This window comes from Nocardia sp. NPDC059236 (assembly GCF_042754085.1).
In the GTDB taxonomy this organism is placed as follows: Bacteria; Actinomycetota; Actinomycetes; order Mycobacteriales; family Mycobacteriaceae; genus Nocardia.
Genome location: NZ_JBHZAF010000004.1, coordinates 263,792 through 288,345, shown reverse-complemented (window position 1 = coordinate 288,345; position 24,554 = coordinate 263,792). Strand labels below are relative to the sequence as shown.

Annotated in this window: 20 protein-coding genes and 1 pseudogene; 7 read left to right on the top strand and 14 right to left on the bottom strand. The window is 67.0% G+C overall.

Translation table 11 applies throughout. From position 1 onward, the window contains the following. Positions 1–65: 65 nt before the first annotated feature. A complete protein-coding gene (locus ACFXIV_RS13470; RefSeq protein WP_379399419.1) occupies positions 66–353 on the bottom strand; it encodes a hypothetical protein in 288 nt (95 codons plus the stop codon). Continuing rightward, positions 347–1,564, bottom strand: a complete 1,218-nt coding sequence (locus ACFXIV_RS13465) for a glycoside hydrolase family 1 protein (protein WP_379399420.1) — start codon at positions 1,562–1,564, stop codon at positions 347–349. Before ACFXIV_RS13465 ends, ACFXIV_RS13470 begins: the two co-directional genes overlap by 7 nt. Before the next feature lie 149 nt (positions 1,565–1,713). Here ACFXIV_RS13465 and ACFXIV_RS13460 point away from each other — a divergent pair, with 149 nt between their 5' ends. From ACFXIV_RS13460 to ACFXIV_RS13450, 3 genes are all read left to right on the top strand, one after another. Beyond that, positions 1,714–2,439 (top strand): hypothetical protein, encoded by a 726-nt coding sequence (locus ACFXIV_RS13460; RefSeq protein WP_379399421.1) that lies wholly within the window; start codon positions 1,714–1,716, stop codon positions 2,437–2,439. Between the two features lie 26 nt (positions 2,440–2,465). Then, positions 2,466–3,227, top strand: coding sequence for a hypothetical protein (locus ACFXIV_RS13455; protein ID WP_379399422.1), 762 nt, complete (start codon positions 2,466–2,468; stop codon positions 3,225–3,227). Between the two features lie 85 nt (positions 3,228–3,312). Next, a complete protein-coding gene (locus ACFXIV_RS13450) occupies positions 3,313–4,530 on the top strand; it encodes a lipase family protein (protein ID WP_379399423.1) in 1,218 nt (405 codons plus the stop codon). Positions 4,531–4,535: 5 nt separating this feature from the next. Here the strand turns inward: ACFXIV_RS13450 and ACFXIV_RS13445 are convergent, their stop codons facing one another. Next, positions 4,536–5,153: a TetR family transcriptional regulator gene (locus tag ACFXIV_RS13445; protein WP_379399424.1), complete on the bottom strand. Its 618-nt coding sequence runs from the start codon at positions 5,151–5,153 to the stop codon at positions 4,536–4,538. Between the two features lie 730 nt (positions 5,154–5,883). Further along, positions 5,884–6,693, bottom strand: coding sequence for an SAM-dependent methyltransferase (locus ACFXIV_RS13440; protein ID WP_379399425.1), 810 nt, complete (start codon positions 6,691–6,693; stop codon positions 5,884–5,886). 172 nt (positions 6,694–6,865) lie between these two features. Between ACFXIV_RS13440 and ACFXIV_RS13435 the strand changes: the two genes are divergently transcribed. Then, the gene (locus tag ACFXIV_RS13435) at positions 6,866–7,432 is read left to right on the top strand and encodes a hypothetical protein (RefSeq protein ID WP_379399426.1); all 567 of its coding nucleotides are present in this window, start codon (positions 6,866–6,868) and stop codon (positions 7,430–7,432) included. A 322-nt stretch (positions 7,433–7,754) separates the two neighbouring features. Here the strand turns inward: ACFXIV_RS13435 and ACFXIV_RS13430 are convergent, their stop codons facing one another. Continuing rightward, the gene (locus ACFXIV_RS13430; RefSeq protein ID WP_379399427.1) at positions 7,755–8,510 is read right to left on the bottom strand and encodes a Mut7-C RNAse domain-containing protein; all 756 of its coding nucleotides are present in this window, start codon (positions 8,508–8,510) and stop codon (positions 7,755–7,757) included. 158 nt (positions 8,511–8,668) lie between these two features. Between ACFXIV_RS13430 and ACFXIV_RS13425 the strand changes: the two genes are divergently transcribed. Both ACFXIV_RS13425 and bfr read left to right on the top strand, forming a co-directional pair. Next, positions 8,669–8,860, top strand: coding sequence for a bacterioferritin-associated ferredoxin (locus tag ACFXIV_RS13425; RefSeq protein WP_379399428.1), 192 nt, complete (start codon positions 8,669–8,671; stop codon positions 8,858–8,860). 57 nt (positions 8,861–8,917) lie between these two features. After that, positions 8,918–9,397 (top strand): bacterioferritin, encoded by a 480-nt coding sequence (bfr, locus tag ACFXIV_RS13420; RefSeq protein WP_379399429.1) that lies wholly within the window; start codon positions 8,918–8,920, stop codon positions 9,395–9,397. Between the two features lie 29 nt (positions 9,398–9,426). Here the strand turns inward: bfr and ACFXIV_RS13415 are convergent. Next, a pseudogene (locus ACFXIV_RS13415) lies at positions 9,427–12,168 on the bottom strand (aminotransferase class I/II-fold pyridoxal phosphate-dependent enzyme); the annotation flags it as partial. 290 nt (positions 12,169–12,458) lie between these two features. Between ACFXIV_RS13415 and ACFXIV_RS13410 the strand changes: the two are divergent. Beyond that, entirely contained in the window at positions 12,459–12,938 is a 480-nt protein-coding gene (locus tag ACFXIV_RS13410) for a hypothetical protein (RefSeq protein ID WP_379399430.1), read from the top strand. Positions 12,939–12,980: 42 nt separating this feature from the next. On the opposite strand, the gene ACFXIV_RS13405 is transcribed toward ACFXIV_RS13410, so the two are convergent. From ACFXIV_RS13405 to ACFXIV_RS13370, 8 genes are all read right to left on the bottom strand, one after another. Next, a complete protein-coding gene (locus tag ACFXIV_RS13405; protein WP_379399431.1) occupies positions 12,981–13,832 on the bottom strand; it encodes a class I SAM-dependent methyltransferase in 852 nt (283 codons plus the stop codon). A 10-nt stretch (positions 13,833–13,842) separates the two neighbouring features. Then, positions 13,843–19,323: a biotin carboxylase N-terminal domain-containing protein gene (locus ACFXIV_RS13400; protein ID WP_379399432.1), complete on the bottom strand. Its 5,481-nt coding sequence runs from the start codon at positions 19,321–19,323 to the stop codon at positions 13,843–13,845. A gap of 46 nt (positions 19,324–19,369) precedes the next feature. After that, on the bottom strand, positions 19,370–19,726 hold the full coding sequence (locus ACFXIV_RS13395; protein ID WP_379399433.1) for a hypothetical protein: 357 nt from the start codon (positions 19,724–19,726) through the stop codon (positions 19,370–19,372). 357 nt (positions 19,727–20,083) lie between these two features. Continuing rightward, a complete protein-coding gene (locus ACFXIV_RS13390; protein ID WP_379399434.1) occupies positions 20,084–20,575 on the bottom strand; it encodes a TetR/AcrR family transcriptional regulator in 492 nt (163 codons plus the stop codon). A gap of 57 nt (positions 20,576–20,632) precedes the next feature. After that, entirely contained in the window at positions 20,633–21,376 is a 744-nt protein-coding gene (locus ACFXIV_RS13385; RefSeq protein ID WP_379399435.1) for a thioesterase II family protein, read from the bottom strand. Further along, on the bottom strand, positions 21,366–21,884 hold the full coding sequence (locus tag ACFXIV_RS13380) for a DUF2505 domain-containing protein (RefSeq protein WP_379399436.1): 519 nt from the start codon (positions 21,882–21,884) through the stop codon (positions 21,366–21,368). Before ACFXIV_RS13380 ends, ACFXIV_RS13385 begins: the two co-directional genes overlap by 11 nt. A gap of 31 nt (positions 21,885–21,915) precedes the next feature. Beyond that, positions 21,916–22,311: a hypothetical protein gene (locus tag ACFXIV_RS13375; protein ID WP_379399437.1), complete on the bottom strand. Its 396-nt coding sequence runs from the start codon at positions 22,309–22,311 to the stop codon at positions 21,916–21,918. Between the two features lie 34 nt (positions 22,312–22,345). Continuing rightward, positions 22,346–24,538, bottom strand: coding sequence for an MMPL family transporter (locus tag ACFXIV_RS13370; protein ID WP_379399438.1), 2,193 nt, complete (start codon positions 24,536–24,538; stop codon positions 22,346–22,348). Positions 24,539–24,554: the final 16 nt, after the last annotated feature.

The following is a 24,554-nucleotide window of genomic DNA, read 5'->3' as shown; positions in this document are numbered from 1 at the left end:
CTCCCTCGAAACGCCGCTGGCCGGAACGGATTCCGTTCCGGCCAGCGGCCTGTTGCGGGAGGGGCTCAGCGTTCGAGACGGAGAGCGGCGATATGCGGCCGGAGCACCTCGATCCAGGCGGCATACCCGGCACCCGACAGATGCAGCCCGTCACGCGTGAATTCCTGCCGGAGCGCGCCATTGGCGTCGGCGAGGGCGGGCCACAGATCGATGTACACCGCATCGGCCTGCGCGGCGCTGTCGCCGAAGAACACCACCCGGCCGGTGGGCGCCGGCAGCTCGGCGAACTGCGAGGCGCGCATGGCGATGAAGGTTCGGAGCATGTAGCGACGGCCCAGTTTGTAGATCAGCACGGTTGCTTCTCCTGACAGGCGGCGACAGGCAGTACGTTCTCGCGGGCGACCGAGCCCAGCCAGGCCAGGCTGGGTTTGGGTGTGCGGGCGAAGGTCTTGCGGTCCACCGCGATGAGCCCGAAAGTCGGCCGCCAGTGCCCCCATTCGTAATTGTCCAGCGCCGACCAGTGCAGGTAACCGCGCACCGCGACGCCGTCGGCCATGGCCAGCCGCAGGTGGTCGAGTGCCTCGGTGGTGTAGGCGATGCGCCGGGTGTCGTCGGCAGTGGCAATGCCGTTCTCGGTGACCAGCACCGGAGTGCCGCCGGTGACCCGCCAGGCATGACGCACCGCGATAGCCAGTGCGTCCGGCCGATAGGCCCAGCCGGTGAGGGTGTTGCCGGGATCCTCGGCGTGCGGGATGGGACCGCCGGGTCCCACCACCCGGCTGGTGTACGCCTGGGTGCCGATGAAATCGTCGTCGCGGGCGGCCTCCAGGTACGGGTCCTCCCACAGCCGATTCGCCTGTGCCAGTTGCTCTTCGCAGCCCGGAGCGGCGACGAACGCCTGCTGCGCGACACTCCACCCGACCGCGGCGTCGGTCTCGGCCTTCACGATCTCGGTGGCGATGTGGTGGGCCGCGATCAGGATGCGGGCGGCGCCCGGGTCCGGGTCGGGCAGCGCACCGGAAGCGAAGGCCCGCACGGCTTCCGCGTCCGGAACCGCGCGCTGCACGCCCGCCATGGTGGCGACCATGTTCGGCTCGTTGATCGTGCACACCCAGGGCACATCGCCCAGGATCGGCGCCACGGTGCTCACGAACCGCGCGAAATGCCCGACCGCGTGCGGGTTCGTCCAGCCGCCCAGTTCGGCGAACCAGCGCGGGCCGGTGAAGTGGTGCAGCGTGACGACCGGTGTGAGACCGCAGTCGAGCGCGGTGTCGATCATGCGGCGGTAGTGGGCGAGCGCCGCGAGCGAGACCTGTCCCCGCTCGGGTTCGATACGCGCCCACTCGACGCCGAACCGGTAGGCGTTCAAGCCCGCTCCCGCGAGCAGGGCCATGTCCGCGGGGTAGCGGTGATAGCTGTCGACGGCGTCCCCGCTGCGCTCAGGAATGACCGGGTGTTCGGCGTTTTCGAGGGCCCACCAATCGCTGCCGATGTTGTTTCCCTCGGTTTGATGCGGTGAGGTGGCCGCGCCCCACAGGAATTCGGCGGGCAGCTTCGGGGTCATGTGCCGGGTACCTCATAGCGTCGATGCATTGTCGGAATCCTTTCCACACGGAATGTGCCTGATTTTCGTTTGGCGATTTTATAGCAGACTGACTCATCAGTCGGTACGCTCACCGGCGATAAGGCAGTACGAACAATTGAGGTATTCCCATGCAGAATCGTCGCGCGGGCCTGATCGCCGCCTGTGCAGTCGCCGGTGTGGCCGTGACCGCGGCCACCGCGAACGCGGCTCCCGAACAATCCGTTTCACCGGTCGGCTACCACGCCGGCCTGACCGACGGCACCGTGGTGGTCAGCCTGGACCACGGCACCTTCGCCCCGGCCGCCGCGGATGCCATCGGCATTCGCGACGACGCGGGCACCGTGCTGGACTCGCTGCCGCTGGCCTACACCATCGACGGGCAGCGGCTCTCGATTCGCCAGCAGGTGTCCGACGACGGCCGCACGCTGCGCCTGACGCCCGACGCGGCGGCCGTCGACCGCCCGATCGCGGCGCCGCTGACCCCGGTCGCCTCGCCGCTGGAGAACCAGCTGGCCATGAACGACATGATCAACTCCGTCAGCATCGGCACCTCGGTGGGCAGCCTGATCGGCACCGCCATCGGCGCAGCCATCGGCCTGGGCGTCGGATTCACCGTGGCGGGCGCGTCCTGCCTGGTCCTGAGCCTGGGCTGCGTCATCGCGGTGTTGCCGATCGTGAGTCTGGTCGGCGGCGTCGGCGGCCTGGCCGGATTGGTCATCGGCGGCGGACCCGCGGCCGCCTACGCCGTCTACCAGTACGTCACCGCGCTCAATGCGGCTCCGGGACAGAGCATTTACGCCAAGGACCTCCAGGGCAGGCCAGGCGTTCCGGCCGCGCCGGCCGAGGGCAACTGAACCGGGAAGCACCGAGGAACTCCGAGATGAACCTTCGCGCAACGCTTTCCGTCGCGTCCCTGACCGTGTGCGCGGTCGCCGCCGGGACCGGCACCGCCCTCGCCGAACCCGCCGCCGAGCCCGCTGCCGAGCCCACCGTCGCCGCCCGGGTGGTCGGCGACTCCGTGCTGGCCGTGCTCGATCACGCACTGTTCACCGCCACCGCCGACGGGCAGGGAGTCGAAATCCACACCCTGGACGGGCAATCCGTCCTCAGTCTGCCGACCCGATTTCTGCTCGACGGCGTGCTGCACCCGATGCGATACCAGGTCATGGACTCCGGGCGCGCTCTCACCCTGACACCGGACACCGGGCTGAAACCGGTCGCCTCCCCCATGGAGGAACAGCTGGCGGTCAACGACTTCGCCGCCAATATGGCCAAGGTGCCGCTGGGATCGATCGCGGGCGCGCTCCTGGGCGCGGCGGTCGGGGCGGTCATCGGTCTGGGCTCGTGCCTGGTGGTCGGGCCCGCGTGCCTGGCAACCGCACCCGCCGCCATCGGCACCTTCGCGGGCGCGGGCGGGCTGCTGGGGACGCTCGTCGCCGGTGGCGCCGCGCTGGCCGACGGCGTGTGGCGTTACATCTCGACGGTGAATGCCGCACCCGGCGAGAGCATGTACGCCCACCAGGGCGGCGTGCTCGATCCGAACGGTACCGGCGTGCCCGACGCCGTGCTCCGCATGCCGCCGTCGATCGGGTCGGGCAGCAGCAGCGGCGGGTCCGGCAGCAGCAGCGGATCCGGTAGCTGAAACCCGGGACGGCCGGTGGGGCGGCGGGCCGACGACGATTCGACAATCAACCGAGAGAGTGCATTTCATGTTTTCGCGTCTTACGGTGGCTGCCACACTGACCGTCACCGCGGCGGCCGCCACCGTGCCGATGTCCGCCGCCGTGCCGGTATCCGCCGAGGAGCCCCCCGCCGTCACCGTTTCCGTTGTGCCGGAACAGGATCCGTTCTACACCCCGCCACCCGATATCGGCTCTCTGCGCAACGGCCAGGTGGTGGCGGGGCGGGAGATCGGCACCAAGCTGCCGGTCTCGGTGCGCGCCTGGCAGGTGTCGTATCGCACCAATGATTCGCTGGGAAACCCGGAGCTGGGCCTCACCACGCTGCTGGTGCCGACCGCGCCCTGGACCGGTCCGGGCTCCCGGCCCGCCGTATCCGAACAGATTCCGGAGGACTCCACCGGCACCCGGTGCGCGCCCTCGTACGGAATAGCCACGGGCACTTTGCAATCCGGGGATCAGATCGCCGCCATGCTGTCCGAGGGCTGGGCGGTGGCGGTACCCGATTTCGAGGGGCCGAAGTCGGCCTTCCTCACCGGCCCGCAGTCCGGGCACGCCATCCTGGACGGGGTCCGGGCCGCCGGGGCATTCACGCCCGCCGGGCTCGGACCGGATACCCGCTGGGCGCTGGACGGTTACTCCGGCGGAGCGGCGGCCACCGGCTGGGCGGCGGAACTACAGCCCGCCTACGAACCCGAGCTGACCTTCACCGGAGCCGCCCTCGGCGGGGTGCCCGCGAATCTGCCGGCGGTCATGAAAAACGTTGACGGCGGGGTGTTCTCGGGCTTTCTGGTCGGCGTGCTGGTGTCGTATCAGCGCGAGTTCCCCGGCGCTCGCATCGACGAGCTGCTCAACGAGCGGGGGCGGGCGGACACCGCGGCCGCCGCCGACGTGTGCGTCATCGAACTGCTGATTCGCTACCCGTTCTGGCGGTTGGCCGCGGCCACCGCCGACGGGTACCACGACGACACTCGGCTGACCGAAGCGCTGCAACGGAATTCGCTCGGCGGCGGCGCACCGACGATGCCCATCCTCGACTACCAATCGGACTCGGACGAAGTCGTGCCGGTCGCCCAGGCCGACGATCTGGTTGCGGCCTGGCGGCGCGGCAGCACGACCGTCGTCACCGTGCGCGACCCGATCGGCGAGCACGGCTTGGAGGCGTCGAAGCGGCAGGCCACGGCGCAGCAGTTCCTGCGGGAACGGTTCGCCGGTGGCCCGGTCGCCAATGCCGACCTGGATCGCCCGGTGGGACCTGGGCAGTGAGAAGGTCAGTCCTGGTCCGGCGCCAGATCCCGGCGCAGCAGGCCGGTGAGCATCCGGACCGCGCCCACCATGTCCAGCGAGTCGTCGCGCAGCCAGAGTTCGGTCAGGCCGGTGAGTGCGCCCACCAGCAGCAGCGCGGCGGCCTCGGTATCGACGTCGGCGCGGATATCACCGGCGGCGGCGCTCTGCTCGATCACCCGGGCCAGGTTGTCGCGGTAGGTCCGGATGCGCTGATTCGACCACTCGTGCGCCACATCCGGGGCGTCGGCGGAGCCGAAGAGGGCCAGATGGCTCAACCGGGTGAGCTCCGGATCGGCCCGATTGCGCTCGGCCAGATCATCCACGATCTCGAGAGCGCGCAGTACCGCCGGACCCTGGTACTCGCGATCGACCTCGACCGCGTCGAACGCCTGCTGATCGCGTTCGGCCAGCACCGCCGACAGCAGCGCCTCCTTACTGGAGAAATGGTGCAACACCCCGGACCGCGTGATGCCCGCCGCGGCGGCGACCGCCGCCAGCGAGGTGCCGCGGTACCCGTTCTCGGCGAACAGCGTCATCGCGGCGGCCAGGATCTGGCCGCGCCGCGCCGCACCCGACTGTTCGGCGTCGCGTGTTCGCGCCATGCGTCCGACCTCCCGCCCGCCGAACGGGTTTCGTTTGCACCGATATTGCCCTCGCCAGCCTACTGTCCAGTCATGCGGCCGGATCACGGGGGCAAGCGCCACCGACTTCCCAGGAGAAGGAGCATCACATGATCACCTCGGGTGCGCGCCGCGCCGACTACTACCCGACCCGTCCCCCACTCCCCTGCTCCATCGCCGACCCACCCACCAGCTGCACCGAACCGGTGCGCTGATCGCGGCCCGACGCGGCCGATATTCCCATATCAGTTGCGGCGCAAGCCAATTAGAGCGCGAAATACAAAGAGCGAATGACCCCCGGGTCTGCGACCGGGGGTCATTCGCGTGATACCAGCGCACGAACCGTGCGGTGCCGACCCGGGTCAGATTTCGTGGTTACCAGGATTCACAACGGTCATCGCGGCGACCCCACTGATCATTGTCACTGTCGTGCCAGTAACCATTCCGATCACAATGCCGGTCACGATCTCGCGGACCGTCATCACCGCGCCAATCGCGACCTTCGTTGGGCCACATCCCTGCCGATCCGGGCGGCGGCGGTTGCTGATGCGACGGGACCGCGGCGCTCGCCACCCCCGCAAGCGGAGCGGACATCAATACACCCACCGCGATCGCGGCGAATACCCGGCCGACCCTCTCTTGTGCCACAGTGAGCCCCTTCCAGTCGTTCGACCTCGAAGAAGAACCACAGACAGCAAAATACGGGGACAGCCTAGATCTTCTTGCCCACGCCGCCGTAAAGCGACACGACCTTGTCGTGGCCGGGTGGGTGGTCGATGCCCTCGCTGCGCCAGCGGTGGATCACCTCTACGCCGGGGGGCACCAGTTCCAGGCCGTCGAACAAGCGCTCGACCTCGGCGCGGGTGCGGGGACGGACGGGAATTCCGCGGTCGATGTAGACCTGTAGCAGGCGGGCCATGCCGTCGGGGTCCGAGTCGCCGTCGTCGAAGTCCGTTGTCACATGCGAGATCGCGAGGTAGGAACCCGGTGCCAGGGGCTCCATGAGGGTCTTGACGATCTCGTGGACGTCGCCGGGAACGAAATGGAGCAGTGCCATCAGGGAGACGGCCACCGGCCGCGAAAGATCCAGTGTTTCCCGCAGTTCCGGGGCTGCGAGGATATCGAGCGGGCGCGCGGCGTCGGCCTGGACGTAGGCGATGCGGCCCTCCGGCGAACTCACCAGCAGTGCTCGTGCGTGTGCGAATACGAGCGGATCGTTGTCGACGTAGACGACCCGGGCGTCCGGCGCCAGTTCCTGCGCAACCTGATGCAGATTCGGCTCCGTCGGGATACCCGTGCCGATGTCGAGGAACTGCGTAATCCCCTGCCCCGCGAGATAGCGCGTGGCATGCCGCATGAACTCACGATTCGTGCGCGCGGTTACCCGAACCGCGGGAAACTCCTGCAACGCTTTTTCGGCGGCATCACGATCCGCCTCGTAATTGTCCTTGCCACCGAGGAAGTAGTCGTACATACGAGCCGAATGCGGCACGTCGGTGTGCAGATCGATCTGACCGGGCATCGGCAAGCCCCCTGTACGCTGAGATCTGAAATCCCGTATACCGCAGGTATACCCCACCCCGACATTCCATACGACACGATCACGAACAAGTGGCGGAATGGGCACGCCGCCTCGAGGGGCAGTCGGACATCCGCCACCGCCACCGCTGTTTCGAGGCTTCTAGAATCCCGGCGTGGCTCTCACTCTTGCCGACCTCACCGGCTACACCGAACGTGATCTCGGCGGCGATCTGGACCGCTGGTTCTCCGACGCCCCGACGGTTCAGGTGCCGGAGGAAACCCGTACGGTGGCACCGCTTCTCGCGCATCTCGCGCCGGGCGATGCCGCTGCGCTGGAGGCGTTCGATCGTCGAGTGCGGTCTGGCCGGATGCCGCAGTTCTTGGACATCTTCTTCTGGTCGTACGGCTTCGACTTCGCCGGAAACGATTGCGGTATCCGCGATTCGGACTACACCACCGAGCTCACCGACGACGACGTGTACTCGATCGGCGCGGACGGTGGCGGAAACCTGTACGTCGTTTTGACCAATGGTCAGGTGGCCGTGTGGTTCCACGAGGAGGAGGTGCTCGAGGCCAACACCCGCTTCGACAACCTCGATGTCTTCCTCTGGTCGTTCGTGCGCTACCGCGCAGTGCGCGCGGGGAAGCTCCCGCTCTCGGCGGTCGAGGCGGACTTCCTCGCACTCGGCCAGGACGGCGCGCTCGTCCCCGACCTCGGCCTGCTGAGTCTCATGAGGTAAATCGGGGCTCGGCTTGCACCGGAGAAACGACGGCGCGGCGACCCTGGTTGGTCGCCGCGCCGTCGTACGTTTGCCCCCGAACAGATCAGTCCCCGGTAGTCTCTATCGAAATCTCGAGTCTCAGTCGTCGCTGACCACTCGATTTTCCAATCGACTTGCCGGGGGCCTGGCCGAATCCTGTGGGCTCCACCGCTCATTTTGACGGACGTCTCCATCGCCATTGCGGCGTTCTCCGGTGTTTCGGTGTATACACAAGTCTCCTCCACCTTTGCCCGTAGTCAATACATGCGGGCACATCGGTGGCAATTTTTTTCTCGGCCCGTTACGCCGACCCGATCGCGGCGCGGATTCGGGCGACGAGGTTGTTCAGGCGGGGCTGATGCGAACCCTCCCAATAGATCCGGCCGCACTCCGGGCACTGGCGGAAGGTGTCGTAATAGCGGCGGGTGAGGGGTTGGAGCCGATCGATGATGTCCTGCTTGGGCACGTCGGTGAGCAGACCGCCGCAGCGCAGGCAACGGGTGAAGGGGGCCAGCCGATCGGCCAGGTCGAGGCGGCGGATCACCTCCACCAGCTGTTCGAATGGGCGGTTCGAGCGGACGAAGACGCCGTGGGTCACGTTGCGCCGCTTCAGAAGTCCGCGGTCGCGGGTGAGCAGGATGCGATTCTCCGCGGCGGCCGTCGCGGCGAGAGTGGCATCGTCGGCGTCCCACTCACAGCGAGCATCGAGTCCCATCAGCCGCAGCAGCGGTCCGAGCCCGCCGAGATTGACGTCGACGACGAAACGCGGATCACGCAGCGGATTGGGGCGTACCCGGGTCAGCGGGCCGATATCCAGCGTCTCGAACATCGGGTAGGCGACGAGCCGATCGCCCGGCTGCAGGTGGTGGCCGAAGCCGACGGATTCGCCGTTCACCAGGATCAGGTCGACCTCGGTGTGCGGGATACCGGCAGCCTCGACGACGTCTTTCACGGTCTGATGGGGACGGATCGGCCGAGGCTGCGCCGTGTACCGGACGTCCTGGTGCAGGAAGTCGTTCAGCTCGGCGTACACGCGCAGTTGGACACTGCCGGTCATACGACCATTGTCGGCCCGGGCAGCGGTACCCAGGTGCCGAGCGGCGAGCCGCGCGAGCGCGGCCTTCCCGATTCCCGCATACGGTGCTATAAATTAGGGGAGGCTTACCTCCATGGACGGTCTCTTCGAAAAATCACTCCCGCCAGCGAGGCCCGCCCGTGTATGTCTGCATCTGCAACGCCGTCTCCGAAGACGATGTGCACGACTGCGTTTCGCGCGGCGCCCACTCCGTCCGAGAGGTGAAACGCGCTTGCGGCTGGCGGCCGGGCTGCGGTAATTGCACGAGGCGACTGGCGGAGGTTTTCAGCCAGGCTCAGGCGTCGTCCGGCACCGAGTCCTCAGCGGCCTGATCCGACACGCGCGCTCGCACCTCGCCACTGCGTGTGATCTGTGCCACGATCACGCCCATGAAGGGCGACAAGGACATCATTGCACTGCTCAATGACCAGCTGACGGCCGAACTCACCGCGATCAACCAGTACTTTCTGCATGCCAAGATGCAGGAGCACTGGGGCTTCCCGAAACTGGCCCAGCACACCCGTCACGAGTCGATCGACGAGATGCGGCACGCGGAAATCCTCACCGATCGCATCCTGTTTCTCGATGGGCTTCCCAACTATCAGAAACTCGGCCTGCTACGTATCGGACAGACCGTTGCTGAACAGCTACAGGCCGATCTGCAGATCGAAATCGACGCCGTCGACCGGCTGCGCCCGGGCATCGAGCTGATGCGCTCGCGAGGCGACGCGACCTCGGCTCGCCTCTTCGAGCAGATCCTCGAGGACGAAGAGCAGCATGTCGACTACCTGCAGACTGAGCTAGACCTCCTCGAGAAGCTCGGCGAAGCGCTCTACCTCCAGCGCTATACCGACGCCCCGGAGGACTGATCTTGCCTCGTCACAGTCGGCACACCGTTGACCGTGGCGACACCCAGGCGCCGGGCCGTGAGCCGCGCGAGCGCGGCATCGGTGAAGACCGACAACCCGAGGTCGGGGTTGTAGCCGTGGATTTCCTTGACGTCGAGCTCGGCCAGGAAATAGAGGATCTCCCGCGAGATCACCTGACCCGGGACCAGCACCGGGAAGCCGGGCGGGTAGGGGACGACGAAAGTCGTCGACACCAGGGTCTTTCCCTGGGCGATCCGGCGCCCGGCCTCGCCGAGCAGGACGTGTTCGCGGTCGGACTCCTCGTATCCCGCGTAGAAGGCCGATCGCATGTCGCCGAACGAGCTGGCGCCGTCGGGACGGAAGGCGGTGTCGAACTCGCTGAAGTCGGGTAGCGCGGGCAGATCCTCGGTGATCGCCTCGACCCGGCGCAGGTGCAGGGCGCGATCGGCCTTGCCGGCCGCGCTCTCGCTGCGCTCGAAGTCGGTGGCGATCCGCCGCAGCACGTCGAGCAGGTACTGCACGCTCGACCAGGTGACGCCGATCGTGAAGATCAACAGCACACTGTTGATCGAGGTCTTGTTGATCTGGATGCCGAATCGGTCCATCAGGACCTTCCCGCGGAACTCGTATCCGTTCATGCCGGTCTTGCCGATGAACAGGGTGACCCGCGTCGCGTCGAGCACGAACTGATCGGACCGCCACGCCTCGTTCCATTCCGCCAGCCCACCCTGCCTGACCTGCCGGTACGAGCTGACCTCGGAGGCCCGGAACTCCTCGGGCACCAGGTCGGCCTCGTCCAGGATGCGGAACCACTTGCCGATCAGCCGGTCCTTGCGGACCCGGTGCCGGAAGACCAGCGCCATGTCGTAGACGTTCCGGACCAGCTGAAAGCCCTCGATGTCGACCTGCCGGCGCGCCAGATCCAACGACGCCAGCAGTTGCTGGTTCGGCGACGTCGAGGTGTGGGTCAGAAACGCCTCGGTGAACGTCTCGCGGACGAGAGCTGCGAAATCCTGGTCGCGGATATGGATCATCGACGCCTGCCGAAGCGCCGACAGCGACTTGTGGGTGGAATGCGTCGCGTATACGCGCACCCGCGCGCGCCCGGGGTCGGGAAGCAGCCGGCGGTCGGCCCACTCGGCACGGTCCACGCCCTCCATCGACGCCTTCCACCGGCGGTACTCTTGGGCGTAACCGGGTGAGGACAATGTCGATTCGAGTTGCTCTGCGGCGACCATCGCGGTCCGCTGCCGGGCCCACGGCACCGCGGTCGCGAACGCGTACCACGCTTCGTCCCACAGGAAGCAGATGTCCGGCTTGATCGCCAGGACCTCCTCCATCACCCGCCGGGGGTTGTAGACGATGCCATCGAAGGTGCAGTTGGTGAGCAGCAGCATGCGCACTCGGTCCAGCTGCCCGGCAGCCTCGAGGTCCAGCAACGCCTTCTTGATGGTGTGCAGGGACACCGCTCCGTAGATCGCGAACGGCGCGAGCGGGTAGGCGTCCAGGTACATCGGGTATGCGCCGGCGAGCACCAGGCCGTAATGGTGCGACTTGTGGCAATTGCGGTCGATCAGAACGATGTCACCTGGCCGGGTCAGGGCCTGCACGACGATCTTGTTCGCGGTGGATGTTCCGTTGGTGACGAAGTACGTCTGATCGGCACACCACGTCGCGGCGGCTTTGTCCATGGCCGCCCGGATCGTGCCGTGCGGGTCGAGCAGCGAGTCCAGCCCGCCGGAGGTGGACGACGTCTCCGCCATGAAGATGTTGCGGCCGTAGAACTCGCCCATGTCCTGCAGCGACTTGGAGTTGAAGATGCTGGCGCCGCGCGCAACGGGAAGGGCGTGGAACTGGCCGACCGGTGCGGCCGCATAGGCCCGCAGCGCATCGAAAAACGGTGTGGCGAACCGGTTCCGGATGCCGGCGAGCACTGTGCTGTACAGGTCGGTGACATCGTTGAGCCGATAGAACGTGCGGTCGTAGACGTCCAGCTCGCCCTCGGTCTCCGCGGCGATCGACTCGTCGGTCAGCAGGTACAGGTCGATATGAGGCCGCAGCTTCCTGATCCACTCACCACATTCGACCCAGTCGTGGGTGCGGTCGGTCACGACCACGTCCTCGTTGGCGCCGAGCAGTGTGTTCATCAACGGCACCCGGTCGCGGGAACGCAGCGGCAGGTCATGCCGGATGATCGCCGCCTGAATCTCGCCGTTCAACGCGACAGCGGTGATGGCGTCCTCGATGCTCGTGACGACGAGCAGCTCGAACTGCACATCGTCGGACGGGTCGCGAAGCGCCCGCAGGCTCTCCGCCAGGCTCTCGGGAGCCTCGGGCGGGGAATCGTCGCCGAGCACGACGGTATAGAACTGCTGCTGTTTGGTCCGAGCCACGAGTTCCTGATCGGCCAGTGGCGCGGCGGTGTCGAACAGAGCTGTGCGGTCGCCGTACTCGGAGAGCAGGCGCACGGCCAGGGACACCTCCTCGGTGAGCCGCGCCGTGGCAAGGTCGGCGACATATCTGTGAAACGCCGCCAGTCGCTCCGCTCCCGGATACAGCCAGTACCGCTCGTAGGCGCCGAGACGATCGAGGAGACGTCGCACCACGGCGACTTCGTGTGTGGTGTCCTGACCGGCACGGTCGACATCGGCCAGCTGACGGCACGCGTCGTCGAGCAGATTCCACGTATCGATGCGCGAGTACGACGGATTGGCTACCGCCGCCAGCGCGGAAACACTGAGCCGTTTGGGTCGCTCACCGTCTCGGTGCATGTCGGTTCCGCCCCAATCAGTGCAGACGAGGTGGGTCTGTCGAAAACGACAGATCGCTCTGGAACAGTCATCCCTGCAAGTATTGTGTCCCGTTGTCGAGCAAATTCCTAGCTCGCGTTCGGCGGCAGTGTGCCGCCACCGGGTTGCCCCGCGGCGACGCGCGGGGCGATGCCGTGAATATCGGATCTCGGGTTGTTTTACTGGCAGGGTGCTCGTTCAGGGCAGTCGTCAGCACGTCGCCGATCTCGATGCACGCAGGAATCAGCAGGAATCAACTGTGAGGAGGGCTAGTGACGAAGAACGTGATTCGCGGGGTTGCCGGCGCGGTCGGCAGGCTGGGTTTCGCGGGTGCAATCGCAAGCGCGCTGGTTCTGGGGCAGCACGCCGTCGCTCACGCCGCGGAGACGACCATCTTCCAGCTTCCATTGATGGAAGTATCCCAATCAATGGGAGTTCCGAAGCAATTCACGATCGCCTTGACGGCGACCGTCGGCGAGCAACGCGGAGTCACCACCTTCGGTGTCGCCACCCCACCACAGTTCGACGGTGGCAGCATCGACCCGGCCGTCCAGATCCACTGGGCGAACCTGACGACCGGAAAAACGGGTGTGACCGGCCTGCCAATTCGAGCAATTGCGCAGCAGCCCTGCGACTGCGCCCCGGTATCGGTGTCGGTGTTCACCGGAGCAGGCCGGATCGTCGCTGCCGCCACCGCCGACGGCCTAGCCATCAACGTGTTCTCGGGGCTGGGTACGTTCATGGCTTCTTGAGCCCCACGATCTCCGCGAAACGCCTGAAGCTCGGCCAGCGGCTCAGTGGGTCAGCCGGAGCACGGCGCTCCACGGGATGACCGTGCCCGGCTTGCGTGGATTCGGTTGCGGCAGACGGGAAAAGAAGCGATACATCGGTGAGAGCCGCCGAAACCGGCTCGCTGCCAGCAGGATCGACTCGATATCGAGCACTTCCCATCCTTCGTCCTCGAAGAACGCGACCCCATTCGCCGGTGTGAAGGTGAAGGGCGCGTTCTTCAGCAGGCCGTCACCACTACGTTCCAAACGCTCGGCAATCACGACCGACACGATGTCGACCGCCCACCAGGCGATCTCCTCGCGCCGGAAGTCCACTGCCAGTTGCCGGACCTCGTCGGGCCGCAGGTACATGACCAGTCCCTCGGTGATCACGAATGCGCGGGCGGCCCCGGCGAGGGCGTTGTTCAGAAACGCCCGCCGCGCCACCGAATCGGAGAGGTCGACGGCGCGCCTGATCAGCCGGCAACGCGGCGTGTACCGGTCGAGCAGCCGCTTCTTCTCCTCCAGCAGCGCCGGCAGATCGGCTTCGATCCACGTCAGGTCTGCGGGCAGATCGAGCCGGTAGGGCCTGGTGTCCAGGCCTGCCGCCAGGTTGATCACCCGGTCGCAACCGCCGTTGATCGCCGAGCCGATCATGTCGTCGATCAGCTTGGTACGGGCGACGATCGGCCACCCGTGATCGCCCATCACACGGGTCGTCTCGGCCGCGATGACGGGCCCGACGTCACCTGCGAGCATGCCCGCCAGCGGATCACGGAACAGTGCGTCCGGGCGCGCCGACTCGATCGCCCGGTACACCGCGACCCACCGTGCGGTGTCGGACACGCTGGAGATGATCGGTTTCATTTCTGTCATGGGAAGACGCTCACCAGACGGCGGCTATGGCGGCCGCGATGCGTGCGCGGAGTTCGGGAACGGAGACGACCGCGTCGACCGAGCCGACCTCGACCGCCCGCTGGATGCTGTGCACGCCATCGAATTCGGTCCCGAGGGCGGACAGGTGCTCGGCCCGTACCGTGACACGTTCGTCCGCCAACTCGGTGACCAGCTCGGCCCGCTTGCCGGGGTCTTCCGTCATGGCTATTTCCTCCTGGAGACGGCGGATACGCGGATCGGCTGCGGTCCGAGCGTCGACGGTGCGGGCGAACACCACCGCCGCGGCAGGGGCACCGCCGATCACGGATGCGAAGGAGCCCTCGACGGCCAGCACCGTCATGTTCGGATTGAGCGCCTTGGAGAACACCACGAAGGCTCCGCCGTGATAGCGCGAAATCACGCAGAAGACGATCCGTCCATCGAAATTGACTATGGCGCGGCCTATTTCAGCGCCGTACTCCAATTGGAGCCGCCGCATCGACTCGGGCGATCCGTCGAAGCCCGACAGGTTCGCCAGCACCACTACCGGGCGGTTGCCGCTGGCGGCGTTGATCGCCCGCGCCACCTTTTTCGACGACAGCGGGAAAAGAGTTCCGGCGGTGAAGGATTCGGGGCCATCGGCGGGCGGGAAGCCGTGCCGGGCAACCGGAGCTGATTCGATTCCGATCAGGCACACCGACCACCCGTCGATGCGGGCATCGGTGACAACCGCGGTCTCGGCCTCGGCCATGTCCGCCCAGCGCTCCGAGAGCGGGTAGTCCTGGTCCGAAACCGCCCGGAGCACGGCCCGGATCGAGAACGGCTTTTTGCGGTCGGGATTGGTGTCCGACGCGAATATCTGCCCGATGGTGGTGAATTCGCTGTCGAGATGGTGGTGCGGGAACTCCGTGATATCGCGATTCACCGGGTCGATGCTCGCTGCCCGGCGCGGACCGGGATCCCCGGGGGCGACGTAGGTGTGTTCGTAGTGGCTCATCAGAATCTCGTGCGCGGCACCGAGATCCGGAGCGAAGTACTGCGCCTGGCCGTTGGCGCCCATGACCCGGGCGTACCCGCCGATGCCGAAGTTGTCCTCCGCCGAGACCCCGCCGGAGAAGTCCAGCGACTGCTTGCCGGTGAGCACCATGGCACTGGCCGGAGTCATCACCAGGATGCCGCGGGTGTGCATCAGCATCGTGGCCTCGGCGTTCCAGTACGGCTGGGCACCGACATTGATCCCCGCGACCACGATGTTGATCTCGCCGCCGTGCTGGGTGAACTGCACGATGCGGCGCAGTACCCGAGCCACCCAGTCCATGTTCTCGGTGCCGGAGTCCATCGAGATTCGCGCACCCGAGGACAGCGAATACCATTCGAGCGGAATCCGTTCGCGCTCTGCCAGCACGAGCGCGGCATCGATACGAGTGCATTCGGGCTCACCGAGCGCACCCAGCTCGCGGTACGGGTCACCGAACAGCACGATCCGGCGCACCCCGTCCGGATGCAGCGGGGTCGGCGTGCTGACGATACCGACGACGATTCCGGCCTCATTGAGGCCACGCGGACGGTCGACCTCGATCAGGTCGCCGCCCTGTGGCGGAAGATCCAGCTCGGTGAAGCTTCCGTTCGGGCCACGCACCAGGTCGATCAGCTCGTAGGGATAGACGGCACCGCGACGCCGGACCCGCAGCACCTTCTGGTCGTAATCACGCAGCGGCGCCAGCGGTTCCGCGGGCGGGGCATCAACGGTGACCTCGGTGCCGCCGGTCAGGTCGTACCGGAACCGCGTCACCTGGAAGTCGTAGGCACCGTCGGGCTGACGGACTCGGCCGTGCACCACCACTTCCTGGATACCGGCCCGGATGATCTGCGGTGCAGTGGCGTGCAGCCAGTCGGCCAGCACGGCGGTATCGACATCGATCACCGGACGGATATCGAGCCACACGTGGTTCAGCGCCAGCCGCGTCCCGGCCGGATCCAGGTCTCGGCGGGCCCGCGCCACCACTTCGGCGCACGCATTGAGCACCGTTTCCGCACCGCGCACGGTGACGATGGCGCCGGCGCCGTCACGAACCGGCGCGAACCGGCGCACCTGAGCGAGGGCGACCAGACGTTCGTCGGACGAATTCTCCTTGGCGACCGCGTGATACACGATCATGTCCGATGGCGCCGGCAACCGGTCGAGGTGGAAGTTGCGCAACCGCCACAGATGCAGCCGGCGGCCCACCAGCGGGTGCACCCCGCGAATCACGGTATCTTCCACCAGTCCACCGGCGCGGGTGCGGAAGGTGAACTGTTCCAGCGGGCCGTCGTGTGGCGGCGCCAGCGCCACCGTGATGCGGCGCATATCCGAGGTCAGTCCGGCGTTCTGCAGCGCGTCCAGCAGTCCGCGGGCCCGTTCGTCGGCGGAACCGGGTGCGGCCGGCCAGGACAGCAGCAGATCGACCACCCGGACGTGGTCGGTGGGCGCGCCTTCCAGCAAGCCGCGCAGTGCGGTCGTGAGGGCGCCCGACGGCCCGTCCCGCAGATCGCTCATCCGCCCCATGGTCGCCACGCAGGTCGTGGGCACGGTGTTGCCCGGCCGGAGCTCGAGCTCGTAGTCGCAGATCGCGAAGGCCCGCCCCGCGATGGTCACCGCGCGCACGTCGCCCAGGTTCTGCTCGGCGTAGCGACGGCGGCACAGCACCTCGAGCAGCGGGTCGACCGGGAGGTGGATGTCTCGCTGGAGTCGTGCCGCCACCAGGTGATCCAGCGACTCGGCGATGTCCGCGATGGCCATGATGCGCCGCGTGCGTTCCGGGAGGTGCGGCAGGCCGGCGAGAATGCGCAGTTCGTCGGGCACCCCGGCCAGCGCCCCGGCCTTCGCCGCCTCGGCCTCGGGGTGCAGGTACCACCGGAATTCGACACTGCGAGCAAGATCGGCGAGCACCGGCGTGCGCGCCGCCCCGACACGGATCATTCGCTCCAGTGCGGGCCGGATACTGTCGTCGTGCTGGCGGGGCTCGCTGAGCCACACCTTCAGCAGATCTTGCATCGCGTGGCTGGATTCATCGAATCGCTTGGTAGCCAGCACAATTCGGTAGACAGCCGCTTCCAGCGCCGGGGTGCGCTCCAAACCGTCGACCCCGTAGCGGTGCAGTGCGCTGGTCAGAACCTGCCGGAAGCCCGCCGTCAGCCGACCGCGGTTCGCGTCCAGGCTCTGCAGATAGATGTGGAGCTGCTCACGCCGCGAGCGGTGGGTGTCGTCTTCCGGGCGCGGGTCGCACAGTTCCGCTATGTCGCAGAATGATTCGATCAGCTCGGCCTCGGCCGCCCACGGCGCTCCCGCCTCGGCGACGAGGCCGCTCCGGTCTCGCAGATATCGCGTCACCGCCGATTCGGCATCGTCGGCGTGGTCGAAACCGAGGATTACACCGGATACTTCGCGCAGCGCCCGCGCGGCCCGTATCGCTGTGGACGGCTCGTCGAGCTCCGGCAGCATCAGATCGACGGGTTCCTGCGGTTCCTCGGTGGCGTTCTCGTCCAGCACCTCCAGTTGTGCCAGCAGCGTTCCGGTGGACACCTGACTGCCCACCGCCACCAGCAGCTTGCGGACTCGTGCGTCGAACGGCGCCGGGAGCACCGTTTCCATCTTCATGCTCTCGAGCACGAGAACCGGTGCGCCCGCGCCGACCTCGGCGCCCTCGGCGACCGGCGTGGCGACGACCAGAGCGGGCGCGGGCGCGCGCACGGCGCCCCCTTCGTCGCGACTGACCCGGTGTGCCACGCCATCGACCTCGACGACCTGCACGGTGCCGTGTGTCGCCGTCACGACGCGATAGGTCCGATCGCCGACACCGAGCCGGCTGGAGTACGTGTCGATCCGCGTGAGGTCGACATCGAAGCCGGTGTCGTCGCCGATACCGATGCGGAAGCTGTTCGCACCGGTCCTGGCCGCGATCACCCGATGGCCCCGGCCTGCCAGCTTCACCTCGACAGCGCGCAGCGGTTCGTCGAGCACCTGCGGGCGGCCCCCGCGGCCGGTCTCCCACAGGCGGATCCGGCGTGCTGCCTCGTCCTCCTCGTATCCGGCGATGGCGGCGGCGGCGAGTGCGATCCCGGTGCGCTGGGCCGCGTGCAGCTCACCTGCGGCACGGGCCCGGTCCACCCAGCGGGTGTCGGCGGTGGCGTTCACCACCTCGGCGGACTCCAGCAGTGACATCAGCAGGCCCTTGTTGGTGGCGCCGCCTTCGATGACGACCGTCGTCTCGGCGACCGCCCGGCGCAGGCGGGCAAGGGCCTCGTCCCGATCCCGGCCGTACGCGATGATCTTCGCAATCATCGAGTCGAAATCCGAGGGGATCTCGTCGCCTTCGACAACGCCGGTGTCGATGCGGATGCCCGGCCCGACGGGCCAGCGCAGCAACTCGATCCGACCCGGCGCCGGGGCGAAATCGCGGTCGGCGTCCTCCGCGTTCAAGCGGGCCTCGATCGCGTGGCCGCGCTCGACCGGCTTGTCACCGCGCAGCGGCAATCCGGCCGCCACTTCCAATTGCGCTTTCACCAGGTCGATTCCGGTCGTGACCTCGGTGACCGGATGCTCCACCTGCAGCCGCGTGTTGACCTCCAGGAAGGCGAACAGCAGTTCCTGCGGCTGGTACAGGAATTCCACGGTGGCGGCCCCGCAGTACTCGACCGCCAGGGCCAGCCGCTCGGCCGAATCCTTCACTGTCGCAATCTGTTCCGCACTCAGCAATGGGGAGGCGGACTCCTCGATGATCTTCTGGTTGCGCCGTTGCACGGTGCAGTCGCGCACACCCAGCGCCCAGGCGGTGCCGTGCGAGTCGGCGATCACCTGTACTTCGATGTGCCGGGCACCGGAAACCAGCCGCTCCAGAAAGACGGTCCCGTTGCCGAACGAACGCGCCGCCTCTTCGCTGGTCCGCGCGTAGGCCTCACGCAACTCCTGAGGAGTCGTGACAATCCGGATGCCCCGGCCACCACCACCGGCGGTCGCCTTGAGCATCAGGGGGTATCCGATCGCTTCGGCCGCGCCCAATGCGTCGTCGAGCGACTCGACCGGCCCGCGGCTCCAGGCCGCCACCGGCACACCGACCTGTTCGGCCAGCAGCTTGGCGCCGATCTTGTCCCCCAGTGCCCGCATGGCCGTAGCGCTCGGGCCGATGAATGTGATCCCGAGGCGGTCACACAGCTCGGCGAAGGCCGGGTCCTCGGCCACGAAACCCCAACCGACCCACGCCGCGTCGGCCCCGGATTCGGTCAGCGCCCGCTCCAGCACCGCCAGGTCCAGATACGGCCGGGCCGAGGCCGGCCCCAGGCAGTACGCCTCATCCGCGTCGCGAACGAACCCCGCCTGCCGCTCACCATCGGTGTGTAGCGCGATGGTGAGCAGCGGCTCCCGATCGCGATGCTGGGCATTGAATTCCCGGACCGCGTGGATCAGGCGGCGGGCCGCCTCTCCACGGTTGACGATGGCGATGCGCGTGAACATTGACTACTCCAGGCAGGAAACGTCGAAGACGTGAAACGCGAGACGATCAGCGACGCAGCAGAGCTACGCCGAGACTTATCAATCCGGTGGTCAGGCTGATGACTCCCAGCCACAGCACGATGACCAGGGGGTTCGGCTGAGTCCGGCCGCTCCCGAGAGCCGAGAGGAAGAACCCGGCCGAAATCAGCACCGCGGCGGCCGGAATCGCCAGCCGGGTGACCCAGCCGAACCAGCCGGTCAGCCGCAGCGAATCGGCGAGCAGCAGGGAGACGAGCGACAGAATCAACAACACGGCCGCGTGTGCGTGGCCGGCGCGGTCGAAGCTCTGCTGGAATGTGGTCTGCGGCACCTTGCCGGTATCGACCAGGGTGAGGAAGTATCCGCCGAATTCCACTGATGGCATGACCAGTAACAGAATTCCGGCAATTCGACAGGTCGTCCGTGACAGGGTCGGCGCGACTGCTCCACTGGAACGCGTTTGGCTTTCAACCGACATCGGACCGGTTTCCTTTCAGTGACTACGGGGTCTGGATCGAGAACAATCGATCAGGCCACCCGGGTTTCGGCCTCCGGCGGGAGTAGTGCCCGCAACCGATTCAGCGCGCGTCCGCGCAATGGGCCGATCGATCCAATGTCCTCGGCCATGCCCAACCTTTGTCGTTCGCAACAAGACTCGCTCTCAGGCTATGGGCGCGGACGTAAGGACTGGAGTCCACTTTGGAGGTAACCGCATACCTCGAAAGAGGTAGCGAGGAGAACCTCATGGCACCCGGGCCTGCACACCAATGGTCCGTACCAACATCTCGCCCAGCAGCGCGTTCACTTTGGAGACATCGCCGCCGAGCAGATCGAGCAGCAATGCGCATACCCGCGAGAAGCCATCGCTTGCCACCCGCTGTATCTCATCGTCGACGCAGGCACAGCTGTAGAGCTGGACCAGGAATCGTGAGATGGTCTCGTCCTCCAGCAGTCCGCGACAGTTCGCGAACGAACCCGGCTCAGATGGCGCGCCGGCCTGGCGCAGCAGGTCGGACAGCTGCCGTTCGATACGGTCGAACACGTACTCGGCTGCCGCCACGAAGATCCCTGTCTTGCTGGCGAACAGGCGGACCACGTACGGCTGCGAGACACCCACGCTGCGAGCGATCGCGTCTGTGGAGGTCGCGGCATATCCGTGGGCAGCGAACACGTCGACCGCCGCGATCGCGATCTGCTGCCGACGTTCGTCGGCCGTCAGTCGGGGACCGGTCACGGCACCTCCTCCGAGTCGCTACTGCCTCTCACGAATACAGAGACCCGAGAGCGGATCTCAGATACAGCCGTTGATCACATGTGCGATCTCCGCAGGCCGGGCGTCGAGGTAGAAGTGTGAACCGGGGAAGATGTGCAACTCGAACGCCCCGATGGTGTGCATACGCCATCGTTCGAGCTGGGCGGGTGTGACCACGGGATCGTCGGCACCGGTGAGACCGACGATCGGACAACGCAGCGGTTCGCCGGGGATGTGAACGTAGCGCTCGATCGCGTGATAGTCGTTCCGGACCGAAGGAAGCACGGCAGCGGCAAGCGCGGCGTCGGTGCGCAGGACGGCCACCGACCGAGGGTCGTTCGCCAAACGCTCCATTTCGGCGATCAAGGTGGCGTCGTCCGTCTCGATCGTCGTGTCCGGCGGCGGCTCGGAGGGAGCAGTCCGGCCGGAGACGAACAACCTTCTCAGGCGGCGGCCGTGCGCCTCGAGACGCAGGGCCGTCTCGAAAGCCACTGTGGCACCCATGCTGTGGCCGAAGAAGGCCAGCTCACCGTCGAGCGGTTCCAGTGCCTCGGCGACGTGATCGGCCAGCTCGGTCAATGAGGCGATCGGTGCTTCGCTGATGCGATCGCGGCGGCCCGGGTACTGGATGGCGTAGACCGCGATTCCGTCGGCGATGTGGTTCGCGAGTGCCCGATAGCCACCGGCTGCCCCGCCGCCGGGTGGAAAGCACACCAGCGTGGGTTGTCCCGGCGCCCCGGCCCGCATGCGCCGGGTCCAGGTCGCGAACACGTCACGCGCCACCGAAAACCTCCGCACCGCGCGATTTCAGCCAGCGCTCGGTGAACGCGTCCACCGCGCCCGAGTCCTCGATGACCCCCTTGGCGAAAGCCCCGGCGATCAGCCTCCCCGCCATCGGGATTCCGGATTCGACCGTCACCACGTATTCGCACACGCAGCCGTCCGCGCTGTCACGCAATTCGAAAACGCCGGACATCGAACCGATCGCGGAAATGGTGCCCCGGACCACCGCCCGGGCCGCCCCGTCGGCGAACGGCGACCAACGCTCGGAGTAGTCCAGGCGCATGCCGGCCGGCCACGCCTTCGACAGCCGGGGCGGGATGCGGTCCGGAGCAAGGGGTTTGGACACGGTGGCGATCATGTCGTCCGAGTCGTGCCGAATCGACAGCTCGGCAAGCGGCCCGTCCAACTCCGCCACCCGCGCCCGCCAGTACTCGGGACTGACCATCGCGTCATGGAGCAGTCCGGCCGAGAAGGGAAATTCACTGATCAAACGAATCTTTTGACCCACAACCACTCCTAGATCTACTGCTCGGCAGCCCTCAGGGCAGCAACTTCTGGATTCGAGCCCGGGCATCCGGCCAGGACAGCGGGATGTCCTGCGTGGTCGCCGTCGAATCCACGAAGCTCGGGTTGCCGATCCGGCCCTTCATATCGGCGAGCATTTTCGCGTGAGTGCCGCTGTGCGCGAAGCTGTCCATGGCCTCCTTGTCCGACCATGCGGACAGCGTCCAGAAGGTTTTGGTGATCAGCTTGGCGTCCAGCGCGAACCCGATGCAGCCGGGCGCCGACTGCAACTGGCTGCGGATCCTCATGGTCCAGTACAGAAATCGGGGCACGTCGGCGTAGCTCCGAAGCGGCAGCCGTGAGGTGAGCACGTGGAGTTGATCACCGGCAGCGGGCTTGTGAGTTCCTTTGGTCCAGGGCAGAGCGGGCATGACGGGCCTCTTCTTTCTCTTGTTTTTTCTCTGATTACGACGGGATTCCGGAGACCGCTGGTTCCGTATCGCCTGCGGGCTGCTCGATCTCGATGTCGCCGTCCGACTCGCGGATTCCGAATCGGTCGTAGAGGCGACGCAGGGGGGCCGGGGCCCACCAGCCGAGGTGGCCGAGCAGTCGCAAGATGGCCGGGACGAGCAGGATACGAACCACCGTGGCGTCCAACACGATTGCGACGACCATGCCTACGCCGAACAGGATCATGGTGAGGACCTGGCTGGAGGCCATCGCCGCCAACGGCACGCACATCAGCAACGCGGCGCTGGTGATGAGCCGGCCGGTGCGCTGCACGCCGGTGGCCACCGCGGCGGTCGGGTCGCCGAGCGTGTCGTACTGTTCGCGCACCCGCGAGAGCAGGAAGACCTCGTAGTCCATGGACAGTCCGAAGATCAAGGCGAACAACATGATCGGCATGTTCGGTTCGATATTGCCGGTGGGCTGGAAACCGAGCAGATCGGCGAAGTGCCCGTCCTGGAAGATCCAGACCAGCACGCCGAAGGTCGCCGACAGCGACAGCAGGTTCATCACGATCGCCTTCAGCGGCAACAGCACCGAGCCGAAGGCCAGGAACAGCAGCAGGTAGGTGGCGACGGCGATGTAGATCAGCATGGCGGGCAGTGCGTCGCCGAGCCGGTTCAGGGTGTCGTCGTAGGTCGCGGTCTCGCCACCGAAGTACACCGACGCGCCCGGGGGGTTCGGCTGATCACGCAGCCGGTGCAGCAGCTCGCGGCTGGGCTTGGACACCGCCACGCCGTCGTAGGCCACCGATACCCGCGCGACCGTGCCCTGGGCGCCGGTGATCTCCGCCCGGCCCGCGCCGGACACGCCGGCCAGCCGGCGTGCGTAATCCGCCAGTGCCGCTTGCTCGTTCGGTGTGTCCACGCCCGCGGGCAGCACCACGACCGCGTCGATCGTCTTCGCCGCACCGCGCGGGAAGTCCTTCTCCAGCATGCTGAACACTTGGCGGCCCTGCGCCGAGTCCGGCAGCTGCCGCGCGTCGTTCACACCGAATTCGATGCGCAGCACGGGCGACGCCAGCACCAGCAGCAGCGCGATGGCGGCCGTCGCGACGAGCACCGGCCTGCGCATGACGCCCTGGGCCAGCCGGTACCAGAATCCGGTGGCGCTCGGGATCACCGAACGCTGCTTCCACAGCGACAGCGCGTTGATGCGGTGTCCCAGCAGCGACAGGGCCGCGGGCAGCGCCACGAGCGAGAAGAACATCGACAGCAGCACGGCCGCGACACCGCCGTAGGCCATCGACTTCAGGAACACGAACGGGAAGAAGCTCATCGAGGCGAGCGCGACCGCGACGGTGATACCGGAGACGGCGACCGTGCGGCCGGCGGTGGCGAGGGTGCGAGCCAGCGCGTCGCCACCCGTATGGCCCTGTTCCATCTCTTCGCGGTAGCGGCTCACGATGAACAGGCCGTAGTCGATGGCGACGGCCAGGCCGAGGATGGTCACCAGACTCATTGCGAAGACGGAGATGTCGGTGAAGCGGGCGAACACCCGCAGGACGGCCATCGAGCCGAGGATCGAGAGACCTCCGACCGCGAGCGGCAGGCCGGCTGCGACGAATCCACCGAACACGATCACCAGGAAGATGAACAGCACCGGGAACGACAGTCCCTCGGCCATGCCGAGATCCTTGCCGACCTGATCACCGGCTTCGTATCCCGCGGGTGTGTTACCGCCCCGGAAGGTCTGCAGGCCCGCCGCCGACAGCTTGTCCTTGATCTTCAGATAGCTGTCCTGCTTGGCATTGTCGTCGCCACCGACGAAATTCAGCAGCGTGTAGGTCGCGTGCCGGTCATGACTGACGAGTTCGTCCAGACCGCTACGCCAATAGTCGACCGATCCGGTGACCGCCGTGCTCGGCAGGCCGTCGAGCACATCCTCGACCGACTTCCGGAACGCCGGGTCGTCGACGGTGCGATCCGCGCTGCGGTAGATGATCACCGCGTCGGGACTGCGCTGTGCGAAGGACTTGTCGGCCAGTTCGGCCGCTGTGCGGCTGTCGGAGCCGCGTGCCTCGAAGCCGTTCGGCACCATGTCGCCGAACACCCCGAGCCCGTAGATTCCGGACAGTACGGCCAGCACCGCCGTGACGGCCAGCACGATCAGTCGCCGGCGGTGGATGAAGTAACCCAGTCTTTCGAACACTGCTACACCCCTTTCG

Coding starts and splice junctions, on each gene's coding strand:
- ACFXIV_RS13465 (WP_379399420.1), bottom strand. CDS start 1,564: ATGACCCCGAAGCTGCCCGCCGAATTCCTGTGGGGCGCGGCCACCTCA.
- ACFXIV_RS13460 (WP_379399421.1), top strand. CDS start 1,714: ATGCAGAATCGTCGCGCGGGCCTGATCGCCGCCTGTGCAGTCGCCGGT.
- ACFXIV_RS13455 (WP_379399422.1), top strand. CDS start 2,466: ATGAACCTTCGCGCAACGCTTTCCGTCGCGTCCCTGACCGTGTGCGCG.
- ACFXIV_RS13445 (WP_379399424.1), bottom strand. CDS start 5,153: ATGGCGCGAACACGCGACGCCGAACAGTCGGGTGCGGCGCGGCGCGGC.
- ACFXIV_RS13440 (WP_379399425.1), bottom strand. CDS start 6,693: ATGCCCGGTCAGATCGATCTGCACACCGACGTGCCGCATTCGGCTCGT.
- ACFXIV_RS13430 (WP_379399427.1), bottom strand. CDS start 8,510: ATGACCGGCAGTGTCCAACTGCGCGTGTACGCCGAGCTGAACGACTTC.
- bfr (WP_379399429.1), top strand. CDS start 8,918: ATGAAGGGCGACAAGGACATCATTGCACTGCTCAATGACCAGCTGACG.
- ACFXIV_RS13405 (WP_379399431.1), bottom strand. CDS start 13,832: ATGACAGAAATGAAACCGATCATCTCCAGCGTGTCCGACACCGCACGG.
- ACFXIV_RS13400 (WP_379399432.1), bottom strand. CDS start 19,323: ATGTTCACGCGCATCGCCATCGTCAACCGTGGAGAGGCGGCCCGCCGC.
- ACFXIV_RS13395 (WP_379399433.1), bottom strand. CDS start 19,726: ATGCCATCAGTGGAATTCGGCGGATACTTCCTCACCCTGGTCGATACC.
- ACFXIV_RS13375 (WP_379399437.1), bottom strand. CDS start 22,311: ATGCCCGCTCTGCCCTGGACCAAAGGAACTCACAAGCCCGCTGCCGGT.